The organism is Deltaproteobacteria bacterium, assembly GCA_015233135.1.
In the GTDB taxonomy this organism is placed as follows: domain Bacteria; phylum UBA10199; class UBA10199; order JADFYH01; family JADFYH01; genus JADFYH01.
This window is the reverse complement of the sequence record JADFYH010000006.1, coordinates 76,267-100,469: the sequence shown is the minus strand read 5'-3', so window position 1 is coordinate 100,469 and position 24,203 is coordinate 76,267. Positions and strand designations below refer to the sequence as shown.

Here is a 24,203-nt window from a genome sequence, read left to right as displayed (position 1 = left end):
AGCCCAGAAAAAAACAAATTGCATCGATAGGGACCCACCTATAAAAAGAAAAAATAAGATCCGTCGCTACGCTCCGAGTGGGTCCCTATCCTTGCGGATCACTGGGTCCCTGTCTTGCGATTTCGCATTGGAGGCCTTGTTGAGTCATAGAAATGCTTATATTGTGCTAGCTGCGGCCGAAGCCTTGGGGAGATTGGGGATTAAGGAATCCCGAACTGCATTGGAGGCCTTGTTAAGGCGTGAAGATGTTCATGTTGTGGAAGCTGCGGCCGAAGCCTTGGGGAGCTTGGGATACAAGAAAAAAGCCCGAGCTGCATTGAAGGTCTTGTTGAGTCATAGAAATGCTGATGTTGCGCGAGCTGCAGCCGCAGCCTTGGGGGCCCAGGAATCCCGAGCTGCATTGAAGGTCTTGTTGAGTCATAGAAATGCTGATGTTGTGCGAGCTGCAGCCAGAGCCTTGGGGAGCTTGGGGGTTAAGGAATCCCAACCTGCGTTGGCGGCCTTGTTAAGTCATAGAGATGCTTCTATCGTGCAAGCTGCGGCCCAGGCCCTGTATCAAATAGACCCCGCTTGGGATTTGGAAATTCAAACAAAAATTTCAAACTATTTGAAGGCCTACCAGGAGATTGTTTCGGCACGTGCTTCTGATTTTTATTCAACGGGTCAACCTCAAATAGAAAATTTAATTGCTGTGTTAGAAGCAAGTAAAGGAGCTGAGGATTCTGAACTGCGCCAACTGATTCCGCAGGAAGAAGAGATCGATTTAATCGGCCCGACGATTGATGCCGCCAAGGCCTTGGCGGCTGGGATTATGGCCAAAGAACCGGTGCTGCTGATGGGCCCCACGGGAGTGGGAAAGAATGCCATCATCCGCTGGCTGGCCCACCGCATGAAGCGGCCGGTGTTTCGGGTGCAGTTTCATAAAGAGATGGATGAGGGGCAATTGCTGGGGCATTTTACGATACAGACGATTCAAGATTCAAGCCCTCAGCCTCAGCCTGACCCTCTCCCTGGCCCTCTCCCCTTGAGGGAGAGGGGAATTAAAAAGAGGGTTGTTTTTGAGGAAGGGCGATTACTGGATGCCATCCGCTATGGAGGCTGGTGTGTGTTGGATGAAATCAATTTGGCACGAGAGGGGTTTTTGGTTTCGCTGAATGATCTGACACAGCAGATCAAGAGTGGAGTGGTGTGGGTAAAGCAGGGAGGCAAGGTAGTTGAAGTTCGGGTGCATGAAGATTTCAGACTGATCGCGACAGGGAATCCGGAGGGATACGGAGGGAGAAAGGCCCTGGAACAGAGCGTGGCCAGCCGCTGGCTGACGATGAAGCTGAGAGAGTTTCGGGTGGAGGAGTTGCAGACGATTTTGAGGAAGAGGATGGAGAGGGGGAAGACCTCACCCCGGCCCTCTCCTTCACAAGGAGAGGGGGCATCCACCGTAGGGGCGCCGCTCGCTGCGCCCAAATTACTCAGTGAGGCGAGCATTGCCATGCTGCCGAAGATTTTGGAGCAAATCAAAGTGAGCAGCGGAGAAGAGGGATTGATTACCATACGCACCTTAAAACGAGTGGCATCGCGGATTGAGGAAGTGGAAGGAGAAGAACTGTGGGAGAAGAATGAGGACGGGAGCTACAAAGTTGTACAAGTAAACCGGGGAGAAAATAGAGAAGATTTTGAGTATGTCCTTTCAAAAAGAGGCTGGGAAGAACTCTTAAGGGCCTTGGGAGCCGAGGTGTTGGATGGACTGGAAGGAGAGAAGTATGAATCTGCCAAGACCGCCTTGAAATTATTTTTGATCGATGAAACGGGGATGACAGAAGAGAGGCTAGAAGCGTTATTGAATCCTGAAACCAGTGAAGAGGAGTTGGAACAAAGCGTCTTATCCTACAATGGCTCGATGAATATCCACTGGCCCGCAAAGGTAGAGCACTGCTCCGCCTGGGAAGATCTGGTGTCTGTGCCCACCACCCGGAAACTGGCTTTCAAGGTGCTCGATTCGTTTAGACGCGGGGATTACGTAATTCTGGAAGGCCTTCCTGCCGTCTCTAAATCGGCGGTCATCAAATGGATAGGGAAGCTCTTGAAGCAAGAGGTGCTTGAGGTGACGGGCAGTGGGGACATGAGCATTTCCGAGCTGCTGGGAGTGCCGTTCATCAATGAAGAGGGAGAGATCCAGTTTCGAGAAGGAGTGCTGCTGGAGGCGATTAAGCGGGGATCCTTGCTCGTCATCAACGAGGCGAACCTGATTCCACCGGAGGTATTAGAAAGACTCAATTCTTTAATTGACGATGAACGCATGGTGATGGTGACGGAGAATGGGGCAAAGGTTCCTGTGCACGCCCACCCGAACTTCCGCCTGATTTTCACGCAAAACCCTGCGGGGATGAGCGGAGGGAGAATCGATTTATCTCCTGCGCTTATCAATAAATTTAGAAGGATACAGATTAGGAAAGATTTTAACTCGGAAGAAAAGAAAGAGATTGTGTATCAACGCCTAGGAGGAAAGGAGAGAAATCCTCTCCCTCCTGCGCCTCCCGGAAAATCAGGCCCTTCTTCACCGACTGACCCTGTAAGCCCAAATACGCCGCTATCTTCTGCAGGGGCAAGTCTGTTACAAGGTGCACAAACTGTAGCAGGAGCAAAAAACCCTGTGAGTGATGCTGCCCAGGCGATGAGCCAAGGGGTTCAGGTGCAAACTCGAGGAGCCTTTTCTCACCAATTAAATATGGCGTTACCGGGTCATATCTTGGAGACGGTCTTTACTGGCAAAGGCAAAACCCGGAGATCTTCAAGGGGAGAAGAAGGGATAGAGCCTGCAGCAGTAGCTGAAGCAGAAGAGAAGGCAGAAGAAGTAAATGCGCTGATAGCGGGTATGAGAGCCCACGAAGAAGCCTTTATGGCGGAGCATGGCCAGAAGTTGGAGAGGATAGCCACTTTGGCGGCCTTTGGCCATGTGCGAGTGGAAGTGGATAAAACCGGACAGGTGGACATCGCCGCTTTAGATTTGGATCGAAAAGTATTTTTAATTAATCCTCATGAGGCCAAGGATTTTAGCCCGGAACAACTGGTTGCCATTGCCTTACACGAGGGAGGACATGGGGCAATTTCTAGGATGATAGATAAGAAGTGGTTTAAGAAGGCGTCGTTACATTTACTTGGCAATTGCGTGGAAGATCCCCGCGTGAATGAGTATGAACTGGCCCGCTTTCCCGGGGCACGCCCTGCGTTTAATAGTTTGTATGATAAATTTTTTCCAGATTCCGCAGCAGTAGCCAATGCGGAGAGAAGGGGAAAGATCAAACCCTTGGGAGGCTTGCCACATGAACAATTTGCGCATGGGATCCTCGACCTGTGGGCCAACGGGCGGGTGACGGAGCGAGTGATGAATTCTAAGGTGAAAGCAGCCCTAGAAAAGGTGCAACCGATTTTGAATCAGATCTGGCATACGTATCCGGACTGTTACTATCCTCAAGAGAAGGATATTCGGGCCAAACAAAAGGGGATGTACGATTTAATGGAAGAGCATCTTCTTCCCCTCTATCAGGAGTTTTATAAAGAATCGTTGGAAGAGGTGGAGAAGAATCTGCAAAAAGAAAGAGAGCAGCAAGGGCAAGAAGGAGAAGGATCTCCCGGTCAAGCAGGAGGGCGTTCGAGTATTGATAGGGAGGATTTGAGTGAAGAAGCCCGCAAAATATTGGAGGAACGAGCCGATAAAATGGCGGGGGCTTTAGACCCGAACAATAAACCCCAGAGAGATCAGATTAATAAGGCAAGACAGGCGGGAAGAGAGAAAGAGGAGAAAAATAAAGATGGGTCCAAAGTAAGTTTGCCTGCTGCTGCAGGTGAAGGGGGAGGGGGAGATTTTAGACCCTTTGACCAACGCACGGTGGGCGACATGTTAAAGCAGCGAGCGGTGCAGAAGGCCGCCGAGCGGAAGTTTTATGAGAATAATCCCTGGAGACGGTACTTTGACCCGGTCAAGAATTTGGCAAGACAAACGGCGGAGTTGGTAAAACATGTTTTAAAACTCAATACCGATCATGAGTATGTAGGGAATTTTTATACCGGAACGAAATTGAATTTAAAAAAAGCAGTCGAGGTTTTTATTCGCAATGAAGTGGGGATCACGAGTGAAGAGGATTTTAAATTATTCCTGAGGAAGAAATTTCCCACCAAACCCAACCACAAATGGGTGCTGGTGCTGGATCAATCGGGCTCGATGAAGGGAGAGGAGATTCAGAATTCGGCTTTGCAGGGCATGGCCTTGTTTGTGTATCTCATGAAGGAGCTCAAGATGGATTATGCTGTGGTGGGATTTGCGGACACGGCAGACATCCACAAGAGTTTTAGAGAAAAGGTGAATAATGAGAAGCAACTCAACGCACTGCTAGAAGAGTTGCAGACGGCGGGAGGCGGCGGGACCAACGATTTGGAAGGGATAAAATTTGCGGAGGAACTTCTATCACGAGAGGAAGGAGATCAAAAAACCGTGATCGTGATCACGGATGGAGCGGGAGTGTCTGAGACGAGTGACTACGTGAAACAACTGAAAAAGAAAGGCATCCACACGATAGGGGTAGGGATAGGAGCGGGAACCGATGCGGTTACAAAGGTGTATGAAGATTATTACCAGAGTGAAGATTTCAGGGCTTTGCCGAAGCTGTTACTGAAGTTGCTGGTGAAGCAGATCTTTGGGAAGGGGAAGAAAAAGTAAAAAAAATGTAAGTATTTCTTCAATCCCCTTAACAGTCCTTTCATTTTTTGAAGACTCCTCTTTAGATTTCTATTCCTTGCTCCTACAATCAAGGAAGGATGAAAAAAACTTTTACCATTCGTTCATTTACTTCGAGTGGGTTTTTGGTTCTGGCCTTTTTCTTTTTTCTGGGCTCAAGCCCTGCCCAGGCTACGGTTAAGTTTTGGAGAGGGGAAATCAATTCAAATTTTTCAACGGCTGGAAACTGGAGTACTTCCAGTAATTCGATGGTTGCGACGACGGTTCCGGATGTTAATGATGTTGCCACCTATAACTCAAACGGAAATGTGGATTGTAATTTAGATGTGACTGTTAATGTGGCGGGGATCAATCTCCTGGCAGGATATAAAAAAAACATCACCCAAAATGCGGGAATTATAGTTACGATCGGGGCTTCCCACTACAGTCAATCCGATGGAATATTTACAGGAGGGGAGAGTGGTATTACGGATAATGGAAATTTCACCCTCAATGGAGGGCGCTTTATTTCCACCTCAGAGACCTTCACCGTGGCAGGGAACTGGGATACGCAGACGCCGGCCGCAGGATCTTTTGCTCACAATGGCGGGACGGTGAAGTTTGCGAATACGATCGATAAAATTATTAATGTGAATGGCACAGAAACTTTTAATAATTTTATTTTGGCTGCCAGCTCTACTGCGGCACTATTGGCAAGCTCGAATGATGTACTCAAAACTGTAGGAACTCTTAGTCTCAGTTCGGGATACGCCGTGCTTTCCGGATCATCCACCTTCGAGGCCCAAGGGGATGTGATTATAGGTGCAAATTACAGCAGCGCCAACACGCAGCCCCTCCTTTTTTCCGGAACGAATAATCAAACCCTAGATGCCACAGGTGCCAGCAGTGCTTTTCACGGGAATATGACCATCAACAAAGTGGATGGACGAGGCGTATCTACAGGGAGTGTTTCCCTCTTCTCCAATTTGACCCTAAGCAGTGGTAAAACCCTCACAGTGCTCAAGGGGACTTTGGATAACAATGGAAAAACGCTCACCGCCGGAAATGTGGTTTATAATTCTGATACCCCCCTGGCCCTTACGGGGGTCTTCAATGTACTCAATGATTATACTCAAGCGGCAGGAACGGTCAGTCTGGGGAGCTTCAATGACACTTTCTCAGGAAAATTTACGCTCACGGGGGGAAGTTTTATTTCCAGTACTGGAACTCTTTCGGTCGCGGGCAATTGGGATACGCATAGCGCAGCGGCTGGCAGCTTTGTTCATAATAACGGTACGGTGAAACTTGCCATCAATGGCAATCGAAGCATTAACGTGAATGGCACAGAAACTTTTAATCACTTAACTGTGGCCGCCACTTCTGCCTGGACTCTCACCGAGACCTCAGGAATTAACCTCAAAGTGCTGGGCATACTTACTCTCAACTCAGGGGCTTTCATTCAAGCAGGGGCTTCAAAACTGGAAGCTCAAGGGGATGTCGTGCTGGGCGCCGGCTACTCTAGCGCCAATACCCAGGCCCTTCTCCTTTCTGGAACTGCAGATCAAACCCTCAGTGCCGCGTTAGATCCTACTGTTTTCAATGCCGACATCCTTGTGAATAAAGCCTCAGGAACCGTCACTCTTGGCTCAGCACTTGTATTAGATGCAGCGGGCCAGAATCTCATGATCAACTCCGGAACATTTGCACTGGCCGGTAACAATCTCACGGTCAATGGAATCGGTGGAACTTTGGCCGTGGCTTCTGGAGCCACCTTGCAGTTGAACGGTTTAGAAAGCATCAGCACCAACGCGAACTCTCCCTCACTGGCGGCGGGAAGCCTTGTCAAATATGTGGGCAGTTCCAATTATACAATTAAAAATTATCCTTATTCCAAACTGACGATTGCAGGGGGGGCTGCGCTCTTGCCGGGCGATTTATCCATCGGGTCTGCACTTACCTTACAAGCAGGAACCCTGGATGCGAATGGTCATAAATTGACGGTGCTGGGCGACTGGATAAATACCGGAGGTGCTTTCACAGCGAGTGGTGGCACGGTAGATTTGGGGACAGCCAGTCAAAGCATTTCAGGATCAAATACCTTCTACAATCTGACAAAATCGGTTTCCTCCGCAGCCACGCTTACTTTTGCAAATGGGAGTACCCAAACGGTCAGCAATAATCTCAGCCTGAATGGTGCCGCGGGGCAAAAGCTTTTGTTAAAAAGTGAGACTCCTGCACTGCAATGGAATATTAATTCCCAAAGCGCGCGGAGCATTTCTTATCTGGATGTAAAAAACTCTAATAATATTAGTTCAGCCACCCTCAACTGTTGGACGGGATGCAGCGATTCCGGAAATAATAGTCACTGGAGTTTTTCCCCTGCTTCCGTCACTCTCAGCAGCACTTCTGTGGCAGTGAGTGAAGGAGGTTCGACCGGGAGCTATAATGTAAGCCTGGCTTCATCCCCCAGCAGCGTAGTGACTATTACAGCTTCTTCCTCCGATACCAATTATGGAGTAACGGTATCTCCCGCTACTCTCACTTTTACCGCAGCAAACTGGTCTACCCCCCAAACGGTAAAGGTGACTGCCGTAGACGATAACCTTTATGAAGGGCCGCATTCAGCCACGATCTCTCACAGCGCAAGCAGTAGTGACGCGAGTTATAATGGAATCAGTATTTCTTCCGTATCCGCGAGTATCACAGATAACGATTTGCAACCCAGCATCAGCATTAATAGTCCGAGTGTGGTTGAAGGGAATTCGGGTGCTTCTAATTTAGCTTTTACCGTTTCACTTTCCAATCCTAGCACTCAAACAATTACTGTAAACTACGCAAGCTCGGATGGAAGCGCTACAGCGGGTTCCGATTATACAGCAACTTCAGGAACTCTTACTTTTAGTAGCGGACAAATCTCTCAAACAATTAATGTGAGTGTGAATGGTGATTATGTTGCAGAGGCCGATGAAACGGTCACGATGACTTTAAGTGGCGCTACAAATGCGACGATTATAGGAAGCACAGGCATTGGAACGATTATAAACGATGATACCGCCAGAGTAACGATTACAGAATCGGGGGGAAGCACTCATGTCACCGAAGGCGGCGCGACAGATTCTTATACCTTGGTGCTTACTTCGCAGCCTACGTCGAGTGTGACTTTAACAGCTAGTTCCAGCGATACGACTTATGGCGTCACCGTTTCACCCAGTAGTCTGACCTTCACGATTGCCAATTGGAATATTCCGCAAACGGTCACGGTGACTGCAGTGGACGACAACAAATACGAAGGGCCTCATCTCGCTACTATTTCTCATAGCGCCAGTAGTAATGACAGTTATTATAATGCAATTCCCCTCGCTTCGGTGACGGCCCATATTACGGACAATGATTCTCAACCCAGCATCAGCATAGACAATCCGAGTGTCAGCGAAGGAAACTCGGGAACCACCCCTCTCACTTTTACAGTCAGCTTGTCTAATTTGAGTACTCAGGACGTGAGTGTTTACTATGCGACTGCCGATGGTACTGCGACTGCGGGATCCGACTACAGCGCTGCTCATGGGACCTTAACCTTTGCTGCGGGGGAAACCAGTAAAACGATTCAGGTGAGTGTGAATGGAGATACGACCGTTGAGCCCGATGAAACTTTCCATGTCAACCTGTCTTCGCCGGTGAATGCGAGCCTGAGCAAGAGTCAAGGTCTGGGCACCATCCTCAATGATGACCATGCGCCCGTGCTCGCGAATCCTGGTGCGAAATCGGTTGCAGAAAATAGCTCACTTGCCTTTACCTTGAGTGCAACAGATGCAGATGGAGATGCGATTTCCTATGCTTGTCTTTCTTCTTGTCCTTCGGGCCTGAGCGTGAATTCAAGCTCTGGCGCCGTTTCATGGACTCCTACATTTTCTCAATCGGGAGTTTATCCTTCAGTTACTTTTCAGGCCTCCGATGGGGTTAATACAAGTACTGAAGCCATTACGATTACCGTGAATGACACTCAAGGTCGCCTGACTTCAAGCCATGTAGACCCTGCCACTCTTATTGTGGGGGCTAGCGGTACAGCGACTATCCGTTTTACAAATACAAATGTTATTCCCTTGGATGGAAAAGTGCTTGTGGTTTTCCCTTCGGGATTTGATGTGAGTGCTGCTTCAGGCGCAAGTTGTAATATGGATGGAGTTTTTGCGACTGCAGTTTCAGGTCAAACAGTTAGCATCACTCGATCGGCGGGGAGTATCCAAACCGCAGCAGCTGCAGAGATCTGCACGATTGATCATATCCGTAATCCTCAAGTGGGTGGATTGACAGGAACTTATGCCATCAAAACGACGGATAGTCTGGGCTCGATGATAGATGAAGACCCTGCCGTGGCTGCGAATACCATTACACAGCCTAGTTTGAGCATCGATAATCCCAGCGTGCTGGAAGGAAATTCGGGCACCACGGCACTTAACTTTACGCTGAGCCTCTCCGTCGCTTCAGGAGTGAACACCACGGTAAATTATGCGACTGCCGATGGTACTGCAACTGCGGGATCCGATTATATGCCTACTTCTGGAACCCTCACCTTTGCACCAGGGGAGACTTCCAAAACGATTCAGGTGAGTGTGAATGGAGATAGGCTGCTTGAGCCCGATGAAACCTTGACGATGACTTTGAGTGGCGCAACGAATGCAACAATTTCAACCAGCAGTGGAACGGGTACTATTTTAAATGATGACCATGCGCCAGTACTCACGAATCCTGGTGCGAAGTCTGTGGCGGAGAATGTGGCTCTCAACTTTAGTCTGAGTGCCACGGATGCGGATGGAGATCCGCTGACTTATTCCTGCACTGCCAATTGCCCAACGGGACTCTCGGTAGAGGCAGGCACTGGAGCTGTTTCATGGACTCCCACTTATTCTCAGGCCGCTACTTATAGCAATGTAACTTTCCAGGTGTCGGATGGAGTGAATACCGACACTCAGTCCATCACCCTTACGGTGAATGAGACTCAAGGAAATTTAACGAATACAAAGGTGGAACCCGCCTCTTTGATGATAGGGATGAAGGGAAACCTCACGGTGGGCTTTACGACCGCCAATCCCTGGCCAGCCGATGGAAAGCTGGTGATTGATTTGCCGGCCGGATTTGATGCGGCTAACGCTAGCCTGCTATCCAAAAATATTACGGGCTCTTTCAACGCACCGCTTCTCTCCAGTGGAAAGGGAACGAACGATATTATTACCTTGAGCCGAGATGGCAGCGGCGCAGTCCTTCCTGGCGGGACTGCGGTGACGCTTGTTTTATCCGGCGTGCGTAATCCGACAAGCAGCGGAGCCACGGGGACTTCCTGGGTCAAGACTGAAGATAGTGCCGCTTCTCTTATTGATCAAGATAGCGCCGTGAGTGGAACTACGATCATTACGCCCAGCCTCAGCATAGACAATCCCAGTATGCTGGAAGGAAATTCGGGAACGACGCCTCTCCTCTTTACCGTCACACTCTCAGCGGCTTCTGGAGTGAGTACCACGGTAGATTATGCCACCGCAGATGGCACTGCAACTGCGGGATCCGATTACATAGCCGCTAGCGGGACGCTCACTATTCCTGCCGGACAGATTTCTCAGACGATTCCCGTGAATATTATCGGAGATACGATCGATGAACCGGATGAAACGCTAAGGCTTAATTTATCTAACCCAGTGAACGCCAGTATTTCCGGTTCAAGTTATGGAACAGGAACACTCCTCAATGATGACAGCCCCCCCACACTTTCTATAACGGATGTTTCCCAGCCCGAAGGAAATGCTGGAACCAGCAACATGGGCTTTATGGTCACTTTGTCGGCCATGTCCGGAAAAAGCGTGAGCGTGAATTATGCAACGGCCGATAATACGGCCACCGCAGGTTCCAATTATAGCAGCCTATCTGGAGTTCTCAGCTTTAATCCTGGAGAGAGCAGTAAAACAATTAATGTCAGTATCCTCGGAGATAAAAAAGTGGAACCCGATGAGATTTTCTTTGTCAATCTGTGGGGGGCTTCCAATGCGACGATCAGTCGTAGTCAAGCGCTAGGAAACATCCTCAATGACGATCATGCGCCGGTACTCACGAATCCCGGAGCGAAGTCTGTGGCGGAGAATGTGGCTCTCAACTTTAGTCTGAGTGCCACGGATGCGGATGGAGATCCGCTGACTTATTCCTGCACCGCCAATTGTCCGACGGGACTCTCGGTAGAGGCAGGCACTGGAGCTGTTTCATGGACTCCCACTTATTCGCAGGCCGCTACTTATAGCAATGTAACGTTCCAGGTGTCGGATGGAGTGAATACCGACACTCAGTCCATCACCCTTACGGTGAATGAGACGCAAGGAAGTTTAACGAATACGAAGGTGGAACCCGCAAGTTTAGTCGCAGGGGCAAGAGGCGCGGTCACTGTGAATTTTACGAATGCGAATCCAATTCCTGTCGATGGCAAGATCAAAGTGCTTTTCCCCGCAGGCTTTGACGTCAGCGCTGCAACGAATGGGAGTTGTAGTGGTATCGATGGAAGCTTTACCACCTCAGTGTCTGGTCAAATGCTCACTCTGACACGTTCTACGGGATTGATAAGCTCTTTAGGGGCGCAGAGCTGTTTCATCGAAAATATCCGAAACCCTCAAGTGAGTGGACCCACAGGCGTCTATATTCTTCAAACGACGGACAATTCAGATGCGGTTATTGATAGCGATGCCAATGTTTCGGCGACTACAATTTTACCCGGCAGCCTAACGAACACCCAGGTAGAACCTGCGTCTTTGATGATAGGGATGGAAGGAAATATCACGGTGAGCTTTACGACCGCCAATCCCTGGCCAACCAATGGAAAGCTGGTGATCGATTTGCCGGCCGGATTTGATGCGGCTAAAGCTAGCCTGGTATCTAAAAATATTACGGGTTCCTTCAATGCACCGCTCCTCTCAAGCGGAGATGGAATGAACGATATTATTACGCTGAGCCGAGATGGCACAGGCGGAGTCCTCACTGGCGGCACTGCGGTGACGATTGTATTATCCGGCGTGCGTAATCCCACAAGCAGTGGAGCGACAGGAACTTTCTCGATTAAGACGGAGGACAATGCCGCTCATATCATTGATCAAGATAAGGCCGTGAGTGGAGCTACAATGATCAGGCCCAGCCTCAGTATAGACAATCCCAGTGTGCTGGAAGGAAATTCGGGAACGACGCCTCTCCTCTTCACCGTCACGCTCTCAGCGGCTTCCGGAGTCAGCACCACGGTAGATTATGCGACCGCAGATGGCACTGCAACAGCGGGATCCGATTACACGGCCACTAGCGGGACACTCCTTATTCCTGCCGGACAAATTTCTCAGACGATTCAAGTGAGTATTAGGGGAGATACGACGGATGAGCCGGATGAAAGCTTCACGCTGAACTTATCGAATCCTGTGAATGCCGATATTTCTGGCTTGGCTTATGGAATAGGCACCATCCTCAATGACGACACGGCTCCCACGCTTTCTATCGCAGATGCTTCTCAGGCCGAAGGAAATTCCGGAAGCAGCAATATGGGCTTCACGCTTACCTTATCTGAGGCCTCCGCTAAAACTGTAAGCGTAAATTATGCCACGGCCGATGGGACCGCTCTCGCGGGTTCTGATTATAACAGCACTTCTGGCGTGCTTGTTTTTAATCCCGGAGAAACTACTAAAACTCTTTATGTGCCGATTCTAGGCGATACCACCGATGAACCCGATGAGTTTTTCACTGTCAATCTGTCGGGAGCTTCCAATGCGACGATCAGTCGCAGTCAGGCGCTGGGAACCATTCTCAATGACGACAGCGCTCCATCGATTTCCATTAATGATGTTTCGCAGACCGAAGGAAATTCAGGAAGCAGCAACATGAGCTTTACGGTCACTTTGTCTGCCGTATCCGGAAAAACCGTGAGCGTGAATTACGAAACGGCCGATAACACCGCGACGGCAGGTTCCGATTATATCAGTACTTCGGGGACTCTGCTTTTCAATCCGGGCGAAAACAGTAAAACTTTGAATGTCAGTATTCTTGGAGATGCAAAAGTTGAAATGGATGAAACTTTTTATGTCCATCTGTCTTCGCCAGTAAATGCAAGCCTCGGCAAGAGTCAGGGTCTGGGAACCATTCTCAATGATGATCATGCGCCTCTGCTGGCAGATCCTGGAAATAAGACGATTAAGAGTGGAAGCAGTCTTGCCTTTACTCTGAATGCAGTAGACGCGGATGCCGATCCTATCACTTACTCTTGTGTGTCAAACTGTCCTACAGGATTATCAGTGGATTCAAGCTCGGGCGCAGTAGCCTGGATGCCCACTGCGTCACAAAAAGGGCTGTTTAGTAAGGTCACCTTTAAGGCTGAAGATCCTGCCGCCAATGAGAGTACGAGATCCATTAATATTACAGTAACAGGGGTGAGCATCGTCCAAACCGGAGGCTCTACGGATGTCACGGAAGGAGGATCTACAGATACTTATACGGTGATACTGGATAGCGAACCGCTTGCTGCGGTGACTGTGAATATCGCTACAGACAGCCAGGTCAGTGTGGCTCCTTCTTCTCTGGTTTTCACTGCCGAAAATTGGAAGGTGCCTCAAACCGTGACGGTGACTGCCGTGGACGATGCCGTGCAAGAAGGGCTGCACACGGGATTAGTTCAGCAGAGTGTCACCAGTGCTGATCCCAACTACAATGGGATTGCGGCAGCCTCGGTAAAGGCCAACATCACCGATAATGATCAGGCGGGTTTGAGCTTGATTGAAAGCGGAGGTTCCACTCAGGTCACAGAAGGCGGAACAACGGATAGTTATGGTGTGGTTCTGACTTCTCAACCCACTGGGCCAGTGGCTGTGAGCCTTGTTCCAATTGATGCAACGAACAGGCTCAAGCTCACAAGTTCCAATCTTACCTTTACTCCAGACAACTGGAATATCCCGCAAAGCATTACGGTAACAGCGCTAGACGACTTTAAAATAGAAGGCACTCAAACTCATATCATCCGGCACTTCGTGAGTTCTGCCGATGCGAATTATAATTCGCTCGCGGCAGTCGACTTGAAGGTTCAAGTCTTCGACAATGACAGTGCTGGAATCCAGCTCTCTAAAAACGCAGTCAGTGTGGGGGAGGATGGAACGACCGATACTTACACGGTGATGCTCAACGCAGAACCTGCGGCAGAGGTCAGTATCACCGTAACGGCGGCAAGCCCTGTCCTGGTGACTGTTCCGGGTGCCAAGGCCTCCAGTATAGGAATATTGAACTTTGGTAGCAGCAACTGGAACATTGCGCAGACGGTTCAGGTGAGTGTGCTGCCTGATCTTATCCAGGAAGGAAGCCGAACTCGCACACTCACACACACCAGTGCCAGCACGGATGGGAATTATAATCATTTAACTCTGAATACCGTGACCGTAAGTGTGGCCGATGTGGATCACAAAGAGAACGAAGATAAAGATGAGGACAAGGACAAAGACAAAAATAAAGACAATAAAAAGGATGGTGATAAAGACCATGGTGAAAATGAGGGTAATAACGAAGATGAAAGTGAATATGGGACAGGCAGCATTAGCCATCTGCTTCCGCCGCTGAGTGTCAGTTTGGGAGAAGATCAATTGGCTCATGTCCAATCTACAGTTTCCATGAAAGCCACTGTGGGCAATGCTTCTGGTTCAGTCACTTATAACTGGAGCCTGCTGAGCGGGGCAGGAAGTCTTTCTGATACCGGAGGAGACACCGTGCTTTATAGAGCCCCCGTCAATAATACGAGTGCAGTGATCCGTGTTTTTGTGAGCGACAGTGCAGGTCGCACGGCTAGTGATGATTTGGAGATTGACGTCTGGGGAGAAAAGGAAAAGAGCCCCAAAGGGAAATAAACTTAAATTGGTCTTCGCACTATCGAGCGGATAAAATAATATACTTTAACTGTTCACTCATTTATTCCCCTCTCCCCTCGGGGGAGAGGGCAGGGTGAGGGGTCCATTACTTGCTTCCAATATCTGATTCAACACTCCCTCACGGTTCTCATAAAATTCATTATTCCAAAATTCCAAAATCGTAATACTTTAGTACCCCTTTTCCAAACATACGAAATCCACAATATAAGCTCCAAGAATATATTGTCTTCTGAATTTCAACCCCTTTAAACGCCTGGATCTCAAATAGTACCAAAGATCATTTTCTGTATTTGTACTTTTCTTTCGGAGTAATTTTGAAATGCCAAGCAGTGTCCCCATTTATTTCTCCCCTCACCCTGGCCCTCTCCCCCAAGGGGAGAGGGGAATTCGTCTTTAGCCCATTTCTAAAATTTAAACCAGTCCACTTTTAATTTTTAGATGGCAAGGAACGAAAATAACTAGTGTGTTTTCTCAAGTGCTGCAATATCTATCTCGATTGGGTGAGGGATAACCCTATGCTTATTTTTTTCAAAAAAGTAATTTTAAATTGGTTGCAAAACAACGTTTTTGAGCACGCGGCAGCGCTTGCTTATGGGGCACTTTTTTCGCTCGGGCCTACCTTAATATTAGTGATTCGAATTTCAGGATTTATTTTTGGAGAAAGATCTGCAGAAGGTCGAGTGTTTTTGGAAATTAATAGTCTTATAGGCAGGGACAGTGCGCATACTATAAAAAAGATGGTTCAACATCTTGTGTTACAACGTCATGCCACGTGGGCCACTTTTATTGGGCTCTTTCTTTTTTTGATGGCGGCCAGTGCTGGTTTTGCGCAACTCAAGGGGGCGCTCAATCAGATATGGTCCGTGCGAGCAGCGCCTGAGGTGAATGATTTCATCTCCTTTTTTAAAAACAGGCTCATTTCTTTGGCGATGATTCTTGTCTTTGCCTTCTTTTCCCTGTTCTTTTTAATCCTGAGCGCCAGCATCAGCCTTTTTGGTAATTTTATTTTTCCCTATTTTCACATCTCTGCGGGGGCATTAAGCTTCATGAATGGAATCGTTTCTCTGGCAGTAGTTTCCCTGCTGCTTGCAATTATTTATAAAGTTTTACCGGATGTGAAATTGCAGTGGAGGGATGTCTTCCCAGGGGCCTTGTTTACAGCAATACTTTTTGCCGCAGGGAAATATCTCATCGCCCTTTATATTCTCAAAAGCAATATCGCCAATGTGTACGGAGCCACGGCGTCCCTCGTGATTATTCTGGTCTGGGTTTATTATTCTTCTCTCCTGTTATTTTTAGGGGCTTCTTTTGTGCAGGTTTATGTTCAGGAGAAAGGCAGAAAAATCAGTCATAAAAAAAATGCGGCATGGATAAAAAAAGAAATCATAAAAGATATTGCATGATGATCCAGCCCTTATGCCGCCTTGAGTGCCTGCACACGCCGCATGGCTTCGTCGAGTGTGGCCAGCACGTTATCTCTCCCTATCTCTTGAAGAAAACCGGAGCGTTGCATCGCCAGAAAAGGTTGGGCACCAATTCCTGAAATCATCAGCTGTGTCTTGTGGTGCTGACACTGTCTGTGGAGATCGCGAAGTGCCTGAAGTCCTGTCGCATCCAAAGCCAGAACATGCCGCATTCTCAAAATGAAAATTTTTGGCGGTTCACTTCCGATATCCAGGGTATTTCGAAGTAGCTCGGCAATCCCAAAGAAAAAGGCCCCTTCGGCCTCGTAAACGACTACATCCTTCTGCCTGGGTTTTCCTAGTTCATCTTTTTCAGAATAAGATGGCTCTGAATAAGAGATCTCCGAAGTAATTTCACGGATGCTGGTGACGTCGGTCATTCGTTTCATGAAAAGCACCAGGGAGAGCAGCAGTCCAACTTCTACGGCTACAGTCAAATCAAAGAAAACCGTGAGCAGGAAAGTCACGATCAGCACAGCGATGTCCATACGAGGCGCTTTGAGCAAAGATTTGAAGGCATGCCATTCGCTCATGTGATAGGCGACCACCACCAGAATGGCGGAGAGGACGCACAAGGGAATTTGGCTAGCCCAGGAGCCAAAAAGAAGGACGATGAAAAGAAGAGTAAGCGCATGAATGATGCCTGCTACAGGTGTTTGGGCTCCATTTTTGATATTCGTGGCAGTTCGCGCGATGGCGCCCGTGGCGGGAATACCGCCAAAAAGTGGGGCGACAAGATTTGCAATTCCCTGGGCAATGAGTTCTGTGTTGGATCGATGTCTGCCTCCAATCATGCCATCGGCAACGGTTGCAGAAAGAAGAGATTCGATGGCGCCCAGCAAGGCAACGGTAAAGGCGGGGCTGATCAGTCCTCTTGCTTGAGCCAAGGTGAAATAGGGGAAATTGAAGCTGGGTAATCCAGCAGAAAGTTTTCCAAAGCGTGAGCCTATGGTCTCTACGGGGAGATGAAAAAAATGCACGATAAGGGTCATGAACAAAAGAGCAATGGCAGAGGCAGGAATTTTTCGATTAATTCGAGGCCAGAGAGCGAGAATAGCCAGGGAAGCCAAGGAAAGAAGCGTGGTGGTATGATCGAGTGTTCGAAAGGCATGAAAGTAGATTTCCCATTTTTCAATAAAATCTCCGGGCAGGGCGGGCGTTTTTAATCCAAAGAAATCTTTGATTTGGGAGGAAAAAATAATGATGGCAATGCCTGAAGTAAAGCCCACGGTCAAAGGATAAGGAATAAATTTGATGATGCTTCCCAGTTGCAGGAGACCCATGAGAATGAGCATCACCCCTGCCATCAAACTACAAAGAATAAGCCCATCGATCCCATATTTCTCAACAATGCCGTAAACGATGACCACAAAGGCCCCTGTGGGGCCTCCAATCTGAACTCGGGATCCTCCTAAGGCTGAAATAATAAAACCTGCGAGGATAGCGGTTGTGAGCCCTCGCTCTGGGGTCACCCCTGAGGCAATAGCGAAGGCAATCGCCAGAGGAAGCGCAACAATGCCCACAATAAGACCCGCTGAAAGATCCCCCCAAAAAAGGGCAAGGGTATATTTTTTGAGAGTGGAGAAAAGCTTGGGCCTAAAAATGGTTTGTAGAGTTTTTTCCATGAAAGTCTTTCAAGCATTTAACGCTTGAGGGATCAATCTAAAATGATCATTTGAACACAGAGTGCCCTTATCTCAGTTACGCTAATAATCTTGTTCTATTTTGGATGAATTTGTGCTTGGTGTTTATGACACTCGTTTTTCTATTAAATCTGTAAAGAGGGCTACACATCTATGTCTTTCGAAGAATTATCCAAACAACTCAAATCCAAAAAAGAAAAAGTTCTCGAGATGGGAGGTGCTGAAGAAGTTTCCCGTCAACATGCGGCCGGTAAACTCAGTGTGCGCGAGCGCATCGACTTGCTTTTCGATAAAGGTACTTTTATCGAGATGGGGATTCTGGCTCATCATCAATCGACGCATCCGGACATGCAGGAACGCAGCACTCCTGCGGATGGCTGTGTGACAGGCTATGGGAAAATTGAAGGGCGATTGGTCGCTTGTGTAGCCTACGATTTTACAGTGATGGCAGGGTCGATTGGCTATGTGCAAGAACGCAAGGTAGATCGCTTGCGCGAACTGGCCCTGCGTGAGCGTATTCCTCTGGTTTGGCTTTTGGATTCTGCAGGCGCTCGCATTCAGGAATTAGCGGGTTCGCAGTTTGCAGAGAGTGGGAAGCTTTTTTACGATCAGGTGAAAATGAGTGGCTTTATTCCTCAAGTAGCGGCGATGATGGGCCCTTGCGCTGCGGGAACCGCTTATATCCCGGCCTTGGCCGATTTTGTGCCTATGGTGAAAGGTACAAGCTCTATGGCCTTGGCAGGGCCCCATTTGGTGAAGGCCGTGATTGGTGAAGAGGTGAGTGTCGAAGATTTGGGGGGCTCAAAAATACATTGTGAAGTGAGTGGCGTGGGGGATTTAGAAGTAGCGAACGACCAGGAGTGTATTCAGGTGATTCGTGACTATCTGGGTTTTTTTCCTCAACACTGCGGCGAAAAACCTCCTCTAAAAATTCATTCCACTTCAGACGATTTTTCTTTTTCCGAATATCAAGAAGAAGCTCCCAGCGATCAGGTAGATGCCTCTATCTTGCAGGTCGTCCCTGAAAATTCAAAACGTCCTTACGACATGCATGAAGTGATTCGTCGCTTGGTCGACCATGAAAAATTTTTGGAAATCAAACCCCAGTTTGCCAAAAATCTGATTGTAGGCTTGGGTCGTTTCTGCGGCAGACCCATGGGGATAGTCGCCAGCCAACCCTTGGTGTTAGCGGGTGTGCTGGATGTAGACTCCTCCGATAAAGGGGCACGATTTATTAATTTGTGCGATGCCTTCAATATCCCCCTGCTCTTTTTACAGGACGTGCCGGGTTTTATGGTGGGCTCCAAAGTAGAACGACAAGGCATCATCCGTCACGGCGCAAAAATGCTTTATGCGGTGTCGCTGGCCTCGGTGCCCAAGCTGACGGTGATTGTCCGCAAGGCCTATGGCGCGGGTTATTATGTGATGTGTGGCCGAGGCTATGAACCGGATGGCATTGTGGCCTGGCCTTCTGCCGAGATTTCCCTTATGGGGGCGGAAGGGGCCGTGAATATTCTTTTCCGAAAACAGATCAAAGAATCTGAAAATCCCGAACAGACCCGAAAAGAGCTGGTTGAAAAATATCAAAAAGAAATCAGCCTGGAAAAAGCCGCAGCCGGCGCCTATATCGACGACATTATTGATCCACGCGATACCAAAAAATGGATTTTAAGAACTCTGGAACTTGCACAAAATAAACAGATGCATTGGCCGAAGAAGAAGCATGGAGTGATGCCGGTATGAACAAAAAAACCATTATCACCTGCGCCCTCACGGGTGTATTGGCCAAAAAAGAGCAATGCTCTGCCATCCCTTATTCTCCTGTAGAAATTGCCGAAGAAGCGCGTCGTGCTTATGACGCTGGAGCCAGCGTGGTGCATATCCATGCACGCACACCCGAAGGAGCAGCCTCTTGGGAGCCGAACGTTTTTGGGGAGATTAAAGCGGAAATTCAAAGGCGTTGCCCCGTGATTCTCAATTTTTCTTCAGGGGGGATTGGTCTTCCCATTCAAGAAAGAACTCCGCATATTGTGCAGCACAAACCTGAGATTGCGGCCTTGAACATGGGATCGATGAATTACGCCATCTACAGTTCGAAGCAGAAAAAGTTTTATCACGATTTTGTTTTCGCCAACCCTTTTCGGGATATCCAATATTGTCTCGAACAGATTAATTTGGCGGGGGCCTTGCCAGAACTCGAATGCTTTGACTGCGGACATGTCGCTAACGCTCAACCCTTTATCGACATGGGCCTACTGAAAATGCCTGCCCATTTTTCTCTGATCTTGGGTGTGCTGGGAGGTATTTCCACTCGAGCTGGAAACCTGGCGGCCATGGCGGCCAATGTGCCTGAGGGCTCGCATTGGGAAGTGATTGGGATTGGGCGAGACCAATGGCGTCTTATTGAAGAGGCACTTGCCTTGGGCGGGGATATTCGTGTGGGCTTGGAAGATAATTTTTATTTGCCTTCAGGCGAGATGGCGACTTCCAATGCTGATTTGGTGAATGTGGCTGTAAAGAAAATTTTAGAGCGAGGGAGAAGTGTCGCGAGTTTGGAGGAGGCGAGGGGGATTTTGGGGTTGAGCTAATGAATCACCACCTCTCCCCCTAATTTCGTTTTCTTCAGTAAAAAAACCAAAGGGCACAAACAAAGAAAGGCCCATCCCAACACATAAAACACATCCAAAAAAGCCATAAGACTCGATTGCCGCATCAGCTCTTGATAAAAGAGCTGCTCGCCTGCTTTTTGAGACAGTAATCCCAAATGAGAATTTAAAAATTGCTGAATGCCATGGAGTTTTTCATTAAAAGCCAAGGAGTAAGGGCTCAGATTTTCCACTAATTGGCTTTGATGAAATTGCGCGCGTCTCGCCAGCAAAGTGGCTCCAAATGCTATTCCCATGCTGCCTCCTGTGTTGCGAAACAGGTTGATGATGCCGGTGGCGTTGTTTGATTTTTCTTTAGGTACGAAGGCAAAGGCCATCGCATTAATGGGAACAAAGAGAAAAGAAAGTCCTGCGGCTTGAATCATGCGGGAATGCACGGCAGTAGCAAAGTCGATGCTTAAATTATAATGCGCCATGTCCAGTAATCCCAAAGAGACTAAAACAAAACCCAGCAAGACCAGCCATCGTGCCTGCACTTTTGAAAGCAGGATTCCGACAACGGGCATCAGCAGCATGGTTAAAATTCCACCGGGGGAGATGACCATCCCCGCGAGGGTTGCAGTATAGCCCAACAGCACCTGTAGAAAATAGGGCAGCAAGACCGTGCTGGCGTACAGGACAAAGCCCAACATGAACATGAAAAAAGTGGAGATCATGAAATTACGCTCTTTGAGCAAACGTAAATCGACAATGGGTTCTTTTTGACGCAGCTCCCAGCTTACTGCGCTGGCTAATCCTACAATAGCAATGAGACTAAAAATAAGGATGCTGTGTGAATTGAACCAGTCCAGCCGTTCCCCCTTTTCGAGCACGTACTGAAGAGAACCCAGGCCGAGCGTGATGAGAATAAGGCCCCAATAATCCATTTTAAAATCTTTTATTTTAATGCGTCTTAAATACGGAGGATCCTCAATCATTTTTTGAGTGAGGAAGAGGGAAATAATTCCCACAGGGATATTAATCAAAAAAATCCAGCGCCAATTGAAGTTGTCTGTAATCAGACCACCCAAGGTGGGCCCGATGATAGGTGCGGTGACGACGGCCATGCCATAAATGGCCATGCCCATGCCCCGTTTTTCCTGAGGAAAGGTATCCACCAAAATCGCTTGTTCACTGGGCTGCAGGCCCCCTCCACCGATTCCCTGCAAAATACGAAAGAAAATCAGGGCAGTTAAATTGGGCGCCAGTCCGCAAAGCAGTGAGCTGAGGGTAAATAAAGTGACGGACATCATATAGAAGCGTTTTCTGCCGATGAGGGAAGAAAGCCATCCACTTAAGGGGAGCACGATGGCATTCGAAATGAGATAGGCGGTGAGCACCCAATTGCTTTCCTCAATGCTCGAAGATAAATTTCCCGCAATGTGTGGCAGCGAAACGTTCGCGATGCTGGTGTCCAAAATTTCCATGAAGGTGGCCAAGGTCACGCTCAGCGCGATCAGCAGGGGAGGGTATTTGGGTTTCCAGTTTTCCATCAGCGTATTTTTACCTTTGGAGTGACTGAAATCCCAGCCGCAAGTTTGTATTTCGACATATCCTGGTCGAATAATATTTTGACGGGAATCCGTTGCACAATCTTGATATAATTTCCGGTGGCGTTTTCCGGCGGAAACAAACTAAAACGGGCGCCGGTTCCTAATTGCATGCTTTCGATGTGACCTTCAAATTTTTGGCTGGGATACTGATCGATGTTAATCTCTACTTTTTGACCCACATGAAGATTTTTGAGTTGGGTTTCCTTAAAGTTGGCGAGCACCCACGGGTTCTGGGAATCCACGATGGCCATGAGCATCTGACCATTTTGAATGAACTGCCCGGGTTCTACATTTTTTCGCGAAACCTCTCCCGAATCGGGAGCAAAAATTTGAGTATAACTTTTTTGAAGCTCCAGCCCTTCCAGCTGCGCCTGTTTTTCTTTTAAGATGGCCTGGGCCGAGCTGATTTGCGCCTCGGCTACTTCCTTTTGCGCCTGGGCAGAAAGTTGCGAGGCCTGGATGGCATCGAAATCTTTTTTGGAAATTTCCTCTTGTTTGACGAGTACAGAAAAGCGGGAGAGATCTTTGTCATTTTTATCCAACAGGGCGAGCGCTGATTTTTTTTGGGCCTCCGCCAAGGTCAGATTGGCTTCTGCCTGTGTTTTGGCGGCTTTAACTTGATCTAAATTTTTATCGATATCCTGGGGATTCAGTTCAATTAATAAATCGTTTTTATGCACGCCCTGGTTGTCTTGAACCAGCACCGCTTTCACAAAGCCGGAAACCCGCGACACAATGGGATAAACCCGTGTCTCAATTTGGGCATTTTCTGTTTCTTCGTAGAGATAAGCCTCCCGCAATAAATGAAGGACGAATAAGGCGATTCCCAGGGTGATAAAAAAAAGAAGCAGGCGGATTTTGAAATTCTGCAACCCCGATTTTATTTTTTCTTCTTTTTCTTCATTCATTTTTTTCTCCGATAATCCAATCTTTAACATCCCCTAAAGCGCGATGAAATTCAATTTGCGAGAGGATTAATTCCGCCTGACGTGCCAAATAATTTTCCTGGGCACTCACAAAATTAGTTTGAGCCAGACTCAATTCCAAATTGGTTCCCAGGCCCGCAGAGTAGCGGTCACTGGCCATTTGTAGTTCTTTCTTGGATAAAATTTTGTTTTTTTCTGCCAATTCCAACTGCTGTTTTGTGTTGCTGTTATGCAAAACAGCCTGACGCACTTCCTGTTCGATTTGTTTTTCGAGCTGCTTTTTTTCAAGCAGCTGTTGTTGCAGTTGAGTCGAGGCCTGAGTGATTTTTGTCTGGATGAGGCCACCGCTAAAGATCGGTAGATTTAAATTCAGGGTGGCTTGGCGATTCCAATCTAATTGCTCCACTTGATCTCCATTGTATCCGCCGTGAAAATTGGCAGAGAGACTCGGAAAACGGCTGACTTTCTCGGCAGCGAGGAGTTGTTCCTTGGCTTTTATTTTTTCCTGCATTTCCAAAAGTTCCGGTCGTTTTTCGAAGGCCATGGCAATCGCAGTGGGTAAATCCAGTTTTTCTTCTTGAGGGGATAAAAGTAAAGTGAGGTTGAAATTATCAGAAAGTTCTATCTCCTGATTAAAATCTTCATTGAGCAGGGTTAAAAAACCCAGTTTGTTCTGCTGATAATTTTCTTCAAATTGCAGCTTGCGCTGATTTTGAAGCGACACCTGATATTGTGCACGATTGAGTTCCAGGGGCGTATTAACGCCCACCTTCAGTTGCGATTGATTCAACTTCTCGATGGCCTGAAATAATTTGAGGGTGGCAGCTGCTTCGCGAATCTGGGCTTCATTCATTTTTAACAAATAATAAAGTTTGGCCGCAGCGGCACTCAATTCATTTTCAGTTTTGAGCAGGCTGGTTTTGCTGGCCTGGGTGTTTTTCAAGCTGGCATAAAATCGAGCGATATTGCTGAAATTGATCAGTTGCACAGAAACATCCAGTCGTGCCTCATACACATCGAAAGGTCCCACCAGGGAAGGAAAGCCGGGGAGTTTAAGACCAAAGGTGCTGAGATTGTTGATTTGATTCGACTCACTCAAATTAAGCGCCGCCTGAGGGAAAAGTTGCGAACGCACTTGATTGGAAATGCTCTGGGCCTCTTTCACTCTCAGCTCAGCGGTCTGGCTTTGAAAAGATTGAGCCAGGCTTTTTTCGACGGCTTCCTTGAGGCTTAATTTTAATTTTGTTTTTTCTTGGGGGAAAACAAGTGTAGTGACACAGGATAAGAAGCACACAAACAAACTAATAAATAACATTTTCTTCATGGCAAGTATGATCAGTAATCAAAGCCT

General features: G+C 48.0%; 10 protein-coding genes. 5 read left to right on the top strand and 5 right to left on the bottom strand.

From position 1 onward, the window contains the following. Nucleotides 1–139 precede the first annotated feature (139 nt). On the top strand, nt 140–4,711 hold the full coding sequence (locus tag HQM15_03175) for an AAA family ATPase (protein MBF0491761.1): 4,572 nt from the start codon (nt 140–142) through the stop codon (nt 4,709–4,711). A gap of 98 nt (nt 4,712–4,809) precedes the next feature. Continuing rightward, entirely contained in the window at nt 4,810–14,601 is a 9,792-nt protein-coding gene (locus HQM15_03170; protein MBF0491760.1) for a hypothetical protein, read from the top strand. Between the two features lie 189 nt (nt 14,602–14,790). Here HQM15_03170 and HQM15_03165 read toward each other — a convergent pair whose 3' ends face one another. Then, nucleotides 14,791–14,961, bottom strand: coding sequence for a DUF559 domain-containing protein (locus tag HQM15_03165; protein ID MBF0491759.1), 171 nt, complete (start codon nt 14,959–14,961; stop codon nt 14,791–14,793). 176 nt (nt 14,962–15,137) lie between these two features. Here HQM15_03165 and HQM15_03160 point away from each other — a divergent pair, with 176 nt between their 5' ends. After that, nucleotides 15,138–16,025 (top strand): YihY/virulence factor BrkB family protein, encoded by an 888-nt coding sequence (locus tag HQM15_03160; GenBank protein MBF0491758.1) that lies wholly within the window; start codon nt 15,138–15,140, stop codon nt 16,023–16,025. Nucleotides 16,026–16,036: 11 nt separating this feature from the next. Here HQM15_03160 and HQM15_03155 read toward each other — a convergent pair whose 3' ends face one another. Then, the gene (locus HQM15_03155; GenBank protein ID MBF0491757.1) at nt 16,037–17,689 is read right to left on the bottom strand and encodes an STAS domain-containing protein; all 1,653 of its coding nucleotides are present in this window, start codon (nt 17,687–17,689) and stop codon (nt 16,037–16,039) included. A 192-nt stretch (nt 17,690–17,881) separates the two neighbouring features. Between HQM15_03155 and HQM15_03150 the strand changes: the two genes are divergently transcribed. Both HQM15_03150 and HQM15_03145 read left to right on the top strand, forming a co-directional pair. After that, nucleotides 17,882–19,471 carry an acyl-CoA carboxylase subunit beta gene (locus HQM15_03150; GenBank protein MBF0491756.1) on the top strand — a complete coding sequence of 530 codons (1,590 nt, stop codon included), beginning with the start codon at nt 17,882–17,884 and terminating at the stop codon, nt 19,469–19,471. After that, nucleotides 19,468–20,316 carry a 3-keto-5-aminohexanoate cleavage protein gene (locus HQM15_03145; protein MBF0491755.1) on the top strand — a complete coding sequence of 283 codons (849 nt, stop codon included), beginning with the start codon at nt 19,468–19,470 and terminating at the stop codon, nt 20,314–20,316. The genes HQM15_03150 and HQM15_03145 overlap by 4 nt, the downstream gene beginning before the upstream one ends. On the opposite strand, the gene HQM15_03140 is transcribed toward HQM15_03145, so the two are convergent. From HQM15_03140 to HQM15_03130, 3 genes are read right to left on the bottom strand one after another with little or no spacing between them, the layout of a single operon-like run. Beyond that, nucleotides 20,313–21,866: a DHA2 family efflux MFS transporter permease subunit gene (locus tag HQM15_03140; protein ID MBF0491754.1), complete on the bottom strand. Its 1,554-nt coding sequence runs from the start codon at nt 21,864–21,866 to the stop codon at nt 20,313–20,315. The two genes, HQM15_03145 and HQM15_03140, sit on opposite strands and share 4 nt — an antisense overlap. Then, nucleotides 21,866–22,834 carry an HlyD family secretion protein gene (locus HQM15_03135; GenBank protein ID MBF0491753.1) on the bottom strand — a complete coding sequence of 323 codons (969 nt, stop codon included), beginning with the start codon at nt 22,832–22,834 and terminating at the stop codon, nt 21,866–21,868. The genes HQM15_03140 and HQM15_03135 overlap by 1 nt, the downstream gene beginning before the upstream one ends. Continuing rightward, nucleotides 22,827–24,176, bottom strand: coding sequence for a TolC family protein (locus HQM15_03130; protein ID MBF0491752.1), 1,350 nt, complete (start codon nt 24,174–24,176; stop codon nt 22,827–22,829). Before HQM15_03130 ends, HQM15_03135 begins: the two co-directional genes overlap by 8 nt. Nucleotides 24,177–24,203 lie beyond the last annotated feature (27 nt).

What these genes read in the sequence shown, in the direction of transcription:
- HQM15_03170 (MBF0491760.1), top strand. Translation starts at nt 4,810, where the DNA reads ATGAAAAAAACTTTTACCATTCGTTCATTTACTTCGAGTGGGTTTTTG.
- HQM15_03165 (MBF0491759.1), bottom strand. Translation starts at nt 14,961, where the DNA reads ATGGGGACACTGCTTGGCATTTCAAAATTACTCCGAAAGAAAAGTACA.
- HQM15_03160 (MBF0491758.1), top strand. Translation starts at nt 15,138, where the DNA reads ATGCTTATTTTTTTCAAAAAAGTAATTTTAAATTGGTTGCAAAACAAC.
- HQM15_03150 (MBF0491756.1), top strand. Translation starts at nt 17,882, where the DNA reads ATGTCTTTCGAAGAATTATCCAAACAACTCAAATCCAAAAAAGAAAAA.
- HQM15_03145 (MBF0491755.1), top strand. Translation starts at nt 19,468, where the DNA reads ATGAACAAAAAAACCATTATCACCTGCGCCCTCACGGGTGTATTGGCC.
- HQM15_03140 (MBF0491754.1), bottom strand. Translation starts at nt 21,866, where the DNA reads ATGGAAAACTGGAAACCCAAATACCCTCCCCTGCTGATCGCGCTGAGC.
- HQM15_03135 (MBF0491753.1), bottom strand. Translation starts at nt 22,834, where the DNA reads ATGAATGAAGAAAAAGAAGAAAAAATAAAATCGGGGTTGCAGAATTTC.
- HQM15_03130 (MBF0491752.1), bottom strand. Translation starts at nt 24,176, where the DNA reads ATGAAGAAAATGTTATTTATTAGTTTGTTTGTGTGCTTCTTATCCTGT.